At 63.1% G+C, this 3,384-nt stretch carries 3 protein-coding genes; all 3 read right to left on the reverse strand.

Annotated elements, in window-relative coordinates; translation table 11 throughout:
• Positions 1–589 precede the first annotated feature (589 nt).
• Genes GY937_20545 through GY937_20555 form a run of 3 tightly spaced genes read right to left on the reverse strand, consistent with a single transcriptional unit; the run spans position 590 to position 3,214 of the window.
• Positions 590–1,798 carry an amidohydrolase gene (locus GY937_20545; protein MCP5059101.1) on the reverse strand — a complete coding sequence of 403 codons (1,209 nt, stop codon included), beginning with the start codon at positions 1,796–1,798 and terminating at the stop codon, positions 590–592.
• 12 nt (positions 1,799–1,810) lie between these two features.
• On the reverse strand, positions 1,811–2,785 hold the full coding sequence (locus tag GY937_20550; protein MCP5059102.1) for a Rieske 2Fe-2S domain-containing protein: 975 nt from the start codon (positions 2,783–2,785) through the stop codon (positions 1,811–1,813).
• A gap of 3 nt (positions 2,786–2,788) precedes the next feature.
• Positions 2,789–3,214 (reverse strand): hypothetical protein, encoded by a 426-nt coding sequence (locus GY937_20555; protein ID MCP5059103.1) that lies wholly within the window; start codon positions 3,212–3,214, stop codon positions 2,789–2,791.
• Positions 3,215–3,384 lie beyond the last annotated feature (170 nt).

Below are 3,384 nucleotides of genomic sequence, written 5' to 3' on the forward strand. Positions count from 1 at the left end.
AACACCGTGGCAGGGGCCGCGTGGGTTGGGTGTTCACGTTCACTCAGGCCGCCTACAACCTCGTGCGAATGAGGAACTTGCTATGCCCGACGTAGATCATCGGCCCGAACGGAGCGCCGCGCGGGTCACGAGCCGGACACCCACCGGCGGCGAAACCCCGATTCCGCGCTCAATTCCCGGGAAAACCCCCTCGAGCTCCCGGTTTCCGCTACGCCACCAGCGTTCTTCCGCAGCCTGCTAGAAGGCCGCTCTGCTTCTCATGGCGGATCGCGGGGCGGGGGGCGGCCATCGCGGAATGGCTCGGCTGGTGCCTGGAAAGCCGCGAAACACCTGGACGCGGGTTCGCTTACGCGGCTTCGCCGCTAGCGAACGTGCGCACGCTCACCGGGGGAGATGCCTGCGCTCTATTTCCGCGCTGACCGCCCCCCGCCCCGCGATCGGCCGTGCTGGAAACTGGAGCCACTTCTCCGGGGCTAGGTGCAGGTCGGGCGCAAGACATGGGTAGGTAGAGGTGCAGCCAAGCGCGCGCTCAGTCCCGGCGACTGCCGTACCTCACGCGAGAGGCGAAGCGACCACAGTGGCCCCGTGGCTAGCGGAAGCGTGCTTTCTCGGGGCCGATGCGGGCGACGTGGGAGGCCAGCTTCTCGGCATCGAGACCGTAGAAGCGGACGGCATTGCCGCCGAGCATTGCGGCGATCTCGTCTTCGGGCAGGCCGTGGAAGGTTTCATGCATCTGGTCTGGCGTGAACGGCCAGCTTCCTTCGGGATGGGGATAGTCGCTTCCCCACATGATCTGCTCGACCCCGATCTCGTGGCGGAGCTCGGCCTCCCGGCGCGGCATGCACGAAGCTCCGACCCCGACGTTGCGCGCGAAGTACTCGCTCGGCTTCAGCTTCAGATGACTATGGTAGTCGCCCAGCTTCGCAGAGTAGTGGGTGTTCGAGTAGCGCTGGTCGAGGAGCTCCAGGTATTCCGGGACCCAGATCGACGCCCCCTCGGTCAACACGACCTTCAAGCACGGAAAGCGCTCGAACACACCGCCCCACATCATGAAGGTCAACGGACGCACCAGGTAGAAGGCGACCTCCGAGATGAAGATGCCCATCGCGCCGGGCAGGTCTTCCCGCTCGTCCGGCGGCGCGTCCATCTTTCCGAAATAGTCTTCTATGGGTGCAGGGCCCGAGTGGAAATGGATGACCATCTCGTGATCCTGGCAAGCTGCCCACAAGGGATCGTATTTCGGGTGGTGATAGGGCGAGAGCTTGCCCCATTGCACGGGAAGCATGATGCCCTGAAGGCCATTCTCCTTGGCCCATTCGACCTCGCGCACAGCCTCGGCTACATCCCAGAGGGCCGGGACGATCGCGACGCCGATGTGTCGTTCCGGTGCCATCTGGCATAGCTCTGCCAGCCATCGGTTGTGTGAACGAGCACCGGCCCATTGGAGCTCGGGCGCAATGTTCTCGGTTGGCATCGAAAGCCCCGCGCCAAACGGCGGCATGTTCATCTCCGTGATGCCATCGGGGAAGATCACCTCGGCAGCGACCCCATCACCGTCGAGCACGCGCAAACGCTGCTCATGATCCCAGGCACCCGTCAGGAGATCCTCCCGACCCTTGCGCCATTCCTCGTTGATATCGGCGACCAGGAACCTCTTGGACGCCTCGGTGGTGAGCTTGATCTGGATGGGAAGTGCGAGATCGAAAGCGTCCCGGTACTGGGGGTCGAGATAGGCCCGGTACTGCTCGGGCGGAAGCCCAGCGTGGCAATCGGACGAGACGACGAGATAGCGATCCATCGGGGAGTTCCTTCAGCCCGCCGCCGGCGGAGATGCCGGCCGGGAATAGAATTGGCGCGTCCACTTCCGGAACATCGCCAGGTAGTCGTCGGCCTCACACAAGACGGGCCTGGCACGGTGGACCTTATGCGTCCAGATCGTCAGGTCATCCCGAACTCCTGCGGTGATCCGATTCATGAACTCCTCGCCAGCCAGATCCACCAGGTTGTTGGTCGCTGTGAGGAGCCAACGCGAATGCGTGTTCCGGGCATCGATGGGTGTCGTCGAGGAGTACATCAGGAGGCCTGCATTCGGGATTCCGACCGAGCTCACGGCCGAGAGTCCGATGCCCCATGAATCCCGAACCAGCGACATCTCGAACGTCCCCATGGGCGTCACCTGCTCTTGCTTGCTGACGATCCGGTAGAAGCGGCCGTCCTCGGCGTACTCGATCTCCGATTCCATTGGCTCCGCGATGCCGTGAACGAACTGGAAGTGCACCGGATCGTTGTTGTTCTCGTGCATGTCCTGCACATGCACCGGAACCTCGAGATCGAAGGTTCGGGGCTCGGACCAATCGGGATGGCCGATCTCGGGCTGGACCGGAAAATCCCACTCCGGCGGTTTCCCCTCTACGTGATGCCAGACGAAGACCATCCCGTTCTTCTCCAGCACGTCCCACGGGCGCACGCGTGCCTTCTTCGGAATCCGATCGCAATAGGGGATGCGGGTGCATTCGCCGCTGCCACCATCGAATTGCCAGCCGTGGAATGGACACCGAACGGTGTCTCCCATCACTCGCCCGTCGTAGCCCAGATGCGCGCCCAGGTGCGGGCAATACGCGTCGAGCACCTTGGCCTCGCCGGAGCGGCCACGAAACAGGACCATGTCCTGGTCGAAGTAGTGGAGGGGCTGAACGTCTCCGACGCGGAGGTCGCGGCTGAACGCGACCGCAAACCACCCGTTCGGAACAGGAAGCTCTACATGTTCGGCTTCGCGATGAGCCATGGATCATTCCTTTCCTTGGGGACGCAGGGCACGCTCGAGCAAGCGCACCTGAGCCATCGCCCGTTCGCGGAGCGGATAGCTCTCGAGATGTGCCCAGTTGAACATCAGCGCGTAGTAGGAACCGAGTACCAGTTCGGTGAGCGCCTGGAGACCATGGGCATCGACGACCTCGGGAGCAACGCCACCTTCGAGAAGCGTCCGGAAGGCGCCCTGGAGGCGGCGGGCATCATCCGGCATCGCGGCTTCATGGGATACGTGAAGGATCTCGGTCAGGAATTCCCGGTGCATCGGGCCCGCTTGCTCGGCCTGATCCGCGGCATGCTGATAGAAGAAGTGGAGGCGATCGATCGCATCACCCGGCTGCTTCTGCGCTTCCTCGATCTGCCCCAGGAGCACACCCATGGATTCGCGGGCGATCTCTCGCAGCACATCCTGCTTCGAGGGGAAGTGGTTGAAGAAGTGTTGGCGATCACGAGAAACCGTAGAAATCTGATCATCTAGCCGTGGTCGCGCGCGAGTGCTGGTTTCTCGTCAGAACGGCGAATCGGTGTCGGTCGGATCGGTGTCGAGTTCGCGATCGAGAGCCGCGAGGTAGTGTC

This window comes from bacterium, assembly GCA_024228115.1.
Taxonomy (GTDB): domain Bacteria; phylum Myxococcota_A; class UBA9160; order UBA9160; family UBA6930.